5 protein-coding genes are annotated in these 3,972 nt (G+C 37.8%); 3 read left to right on the top strand and 2 right to left on the bottom strand.

Features of this window, described 5'->3' with window-relative positions; all coding sequences use genetic code 11:
* Both SOP96_RS15165 and SOP96_RS15160 read right to left on the bottom strand, forming a co-directional pair.
* On the bottom strand, nt 1-423 hold a 423-nt coding region (locus SOP96_RS15165), incomplete at its 3' end, for a DUF6261 family protein (RefSeq protein WP_326321769.1).
* A 218-nt stretch (nt 424-641) separates the two neighbouring features.
* Entirely contained in the window at nt 642-1,025 is a 384-nt protein-coding gene (locus tag SOP96_RS15160; protein ID WP_326321768.1) for a helix-turn-helix domain-containing protein, read from the bottom strand.
* A gap of 139 nt (nt 1,026-1,164) precedes the next feature.
* On the opposite strand from SOP96_RS15160, the gene SOP96_RS15155 reads away from it, so the two are divergent.
* From SOP96_RS15155 to SOP96_RS15145, 3 genes are all read left to right on the top strand, one after another.
* On the top strand, nt 1,165-2,733 hold the full coding sequence (locus SOP96_RS15155; protein ID WP_326321767.1) for a hypothetical protein: 1,569 nt from the start codon (nt 1,165-1,167) through the stop codon (nt 2,731-2,733).
* Nucleotides 2,734-2,742: 9 nt separating this feature from the next.
* On the top strand, nt 2,743-3,315 hold the full coding sequence (locus tag SOP96_RS15150; protein WP_326321766.1) for a DUF6705 family protein: 573 nt from the start codon (nt 2,743-2,745) through the stop codon (nt 3,313-3,315).
* Nucleotides 3,316-3,439: 124 nt separating this feature from the next.
* Nucleotides 3,440-3,925 (top strand): hypothetical protein, encoded by a 486-nt coding sequence (locus tag SOP96_RS15145; RefSeq protein ID WP_326321765.1) that lies wholly within the window; start codon nt 3,440-3,442, stop codon nt 3,923-3,925.
* Nucleotides 3,926-3,972 lie beyond the last annotated feature (47 nt).

The raw sequence follows: 3,972 nt of genomic DNA, 5'->3' as shown, positions 1-3,972 counted from the left end.
AACCGCATCGTTGAGTTCGGGTTTATTTTCCCAATCTTTGATGAGATTATTAAGCGTGGCGGTCTCTGCCTGATAGTTTAAACGGGCAATACCGCTTCCGTACAGAGCCATATTGTCGAGAAGCAATTGTGCCTTCTGTTTTTTATCTGATTCGAAATGATAAGAATGCCCCAAAAGAAAATAGTAAATTCCGTTGATGGCATTATCCCTTCTTTCATCCAACAGCAAGAGATCTTGTGTTTTCTCGTTCCCCAATGCTTTTTTATACAGGTTTTCCAGCTCGGAAATTTTGGTATTGAAGGCGGAAAGCTTGGCGTCGATCTGTAAGGTTGCGGGATTGTTCAGGGTGATAATTCCTGAGAAGTCTTTTACATATTGCAGGTATTCTGCATTGCGGAGTTTGGGTAAGTCGATAAAATTCATTTGTGTATATTTTATTATTTAAACCGTATGATGCGATTAATTATTGTATTCCGGCAGGCTCTTGCATAAAATCCCTTCCGGGTGTTCCCGAAAATCTCCTGCAGGCTGCAGAAAGCTTTCGGAGTTTCCCGAAAAGCCGTTGCGAGGGTGCGGTAAACTTTCGGGTGCTCCCGAAAAGTCACTGCAGGGGTGCAACAGCTTTTCGGGAAAAAAGGAAATTATTTGCTGTTTTCAGCCTGGCTTTTCCAGTATTCTACCTGTTCTTTTAATTCTTTAATGCGTTCTTCATATTGCTCTATCAGCTTTTCGGAAGAATTATAATTATTGGTTTGATTTTGAATCATATTATTATAAGCGTTATCACTCGAAGAGTTTTCTTTATTGATTTGTGTGAAACCTTCTTCCGACTTTAGCAATTCATCCATATTTATTTCCAGCGAAGTACAGATATTTTCAATATGATTGACCCATGAATTAGTTTCTCCGTTTTCAATTCTCTGATACGTTGAACGTGAAATATGAAGCTTTTCGGCAACTTCTTCCTGAGAAAAACCTTTTTCTTCTCTATATTTTCTAATTCTCTTACCAATTGTTGCATTCATAGATATATCAATTTGAATAGAACAAATATAATTTTTTTCTAAAAATAAATATGCATCAAAAATAGGGCATTGAAATTTATTTATTTTTTTCATATTTGAGGGATAAAATTTATATATTTAATCACAAAAACAAATGAACATGATGAAAAAAATCTCATGGCTGTTTCTATTAACAGTGTTTCTTACCCTATTTTCCTGTAGAAATGATGTGTTTCCTGAGCAGGAAGCTTATTCCAACAGCAGTAAATTCCAGCTTACTTCCAAAAGAATTTCTTTAAACGAAAGCAAACACAAAGTAAAGCTTCTTCCCGAACTGGAAAAAGCAAAACATGGGTTTGAAGCAAAAAATACCGCCGGAAAAGTGGTGCACTATGGAAACGGGGTTTCCATCAATACGGATGATGTGATCTATATTGAGAATGGCCCCAACTATTACACCTACACTTTCAAGATCGAAAGAGAGAATGCTCCGGAAAATGCTCCGGTTGAAAATCTGGTATTAAGCCCCCTTTCGGATGGAACCTTGAGGGAAATGCTCATCACTTATAACCTTACGGAACAGGAAAAGCAAACCATGAATGCAGGGGGTATGGTAGACCTTTCCGGAAAAGTAAGCTATACCCCATTAGAAAGCGGAACGTACTCATCTGCCATGAAGCAGGATATGATATGTTACTATAAAACAATTTCTTATTATACTTCTTGCAGTGAAGGCGTTCACAATCATGGAGAAGCCTCTGATGAGGACGGTGGACCTTGTCAGGCTGAGACGCAATCTGTACTGGTGATTACCGTAACCCGTGTATGCGAGATGGTAGGCGGCGGAGGTACCGGGGAAGGGGTTCCTCCCGGAGTTACCAATCCCCAGGGAGGAGGAACAGGAGGCGGAACAACCGAACCGGGTGGCAGTAACGGATCTGCCAATACTTCCCAGCCATGCGATGGAAACGGCATCATTTCGCAGCCACAAGACCCAGGTACAACATTAGAATCGCAAACAGGCTGTAATACAGGAACGCCTACGCTGCCGAATTTGGGTGGGAATCTTCAAACACAGACTCCTTGTGAGAAGATAAAAGCACAGAGAAACGACGATAACTTTAAAAAAAGAATGGATACTTTGCAAGGGAAAACGGGTCTTAAAAAGGAAACAGGCTACATACAAAAATGGGGAGGAGCTTACGTATATAAAGATAATGCAAGCGCAACTGATGACGCAAATTCTCTTACTATGCCAGACGTATCAACAAATACTTACATAAAAGGTTTTATGCATACCCATGTAAATGACTATACAACAACAAGTGGTGACGAAAGGAAAGGTATTAAAATGTTTTCTCCAGCCGATGCTGCTTATTTTATGGATTTGGTAAAAAATGCACAAACCAAAGGGCAATCTTTAAGTGATGTCTATGGAGTAATGGTATCAAGTTTGGGTAATTATCAAATTAGATTCACAGGAAATCAATATCAAATCAAAACTTTTACTGATACCGAAGCTGCTATCCATAGAGATCCTTTTGCTAAAGCAATGGAAGATCATATTAAAAGCCCAGACAAGCTTGAATTAGCATTTTTAAAATATATTCAGGAAAAAATGCTTTTATATGGTATAACTTTGTACCGTATGAATTCTGATGGAACAACTACTGAAATAAAGTTAAATGCTGATAAAACAGACACCGTTAAAAATATCTGCCCAATCTAAAATATAAATATGAAAAATCTAATCAAACTATTTGTAGCTCTTTTGGCTATTTCGTGTAAATCTCAAACAGTGTCTTTAGAACAAGCGGCTCAATGTAGAGATAATCCAAATTGTTCTATGAATTACAATTATGTAAAAGATATAAACAATACATTAAATAAGTATATCGGAACTTGGAAAGGAGTATATAATGGAAGGACTTACGAAATGAAGTTTAATAAAAATCTATATGATGATATGGGAATGAAAAAAGATGAAATAACAGGCAGATTGAGAATAATCACAACAGGTAATTTTCCTATGACAATTTACGATAATTTGAATGAACCGGATGATAGTAAAACCCATTTTTCAGGATTAGGGCTTACAACCGATTTACAGGGCTACAGAATGATTTTTTCAGGATCTGTTCCAAGAGGTTGTATAAATCATGGGACAGTATCTTTACGAATAAATCCAAGTACTCCCAATCAGATGAGGATTTTCTATATTTCTGATAAAGATATTGTAGTAGGGGAATGTCCAAGTACTTTTTCGCAAACGTTCCCTGAGAAGCAAGAGATAATTTTGACTAAACAATAATGTCAAAGCCTCTTCGGAGGCTTTTTAGTAAGCATACAATGAGAAAAAAATTTCATGGCTATTTCTATTATTAGTGTTCCATACCTTATTTTCCTGTAGGAATGATGTATTTCCTGAGCAGGATATGAATAGTATTAACAGTTCTAAATTCCAGCTTACTTCCAAAAGAATTTCTTTAAACGAAAGCAAACACAAAGTAAAGCTTCTTCCCGAACTGGAAAAAGCAAAACGCGGGTTTGAAGCAAAGAATATTGCCGGAAAAGTAGTGCAATATGGAGATGGGATTTCCATAGATACCGAGGATGTGGTGTATATTGAATATGGCCCTTATCATACCTATACCTTTAAAATCAATAGAGATAACGCTCCTGCTGATGCTCCGGTAGAAAATCTGATATTAAGCCTCGAACCGGACGGAACCTACAAAGAATTAGTAAAAACTTACAATCTTACGCAGAACGACTGGCTTGAGCTGAGCCTTGGCAACGGGATAGATCTCACCGGCAAAACCACTACTGTGGAAGTGGCTAAGGGAACTTACCATCAGGCTCTTGCAAAAGGGTCAGGCTACGGCTTTTATTATGAAATCCAGCAGGTGTATCATGCGTGATGTCATGGGGTACATGGGGAAGGTAATATTGGTGATTGGGGCAATTG

The sequence above is a fragment of the Chryseobacterium salviniae genome (genome assembly GCF_035819015.1).
GTDB classification, from domain to species: Bacteria; Bacteroidota; Bacteroidia; order Flavobacteriales; family Weeksellaceae; genus Chryseobacterium; species Chryseobacterium salviniae.
Note: the sequence above shows the minus strand (reverse complement) of the source record. Positions and strands in the feature narration are given on the sequence as shown.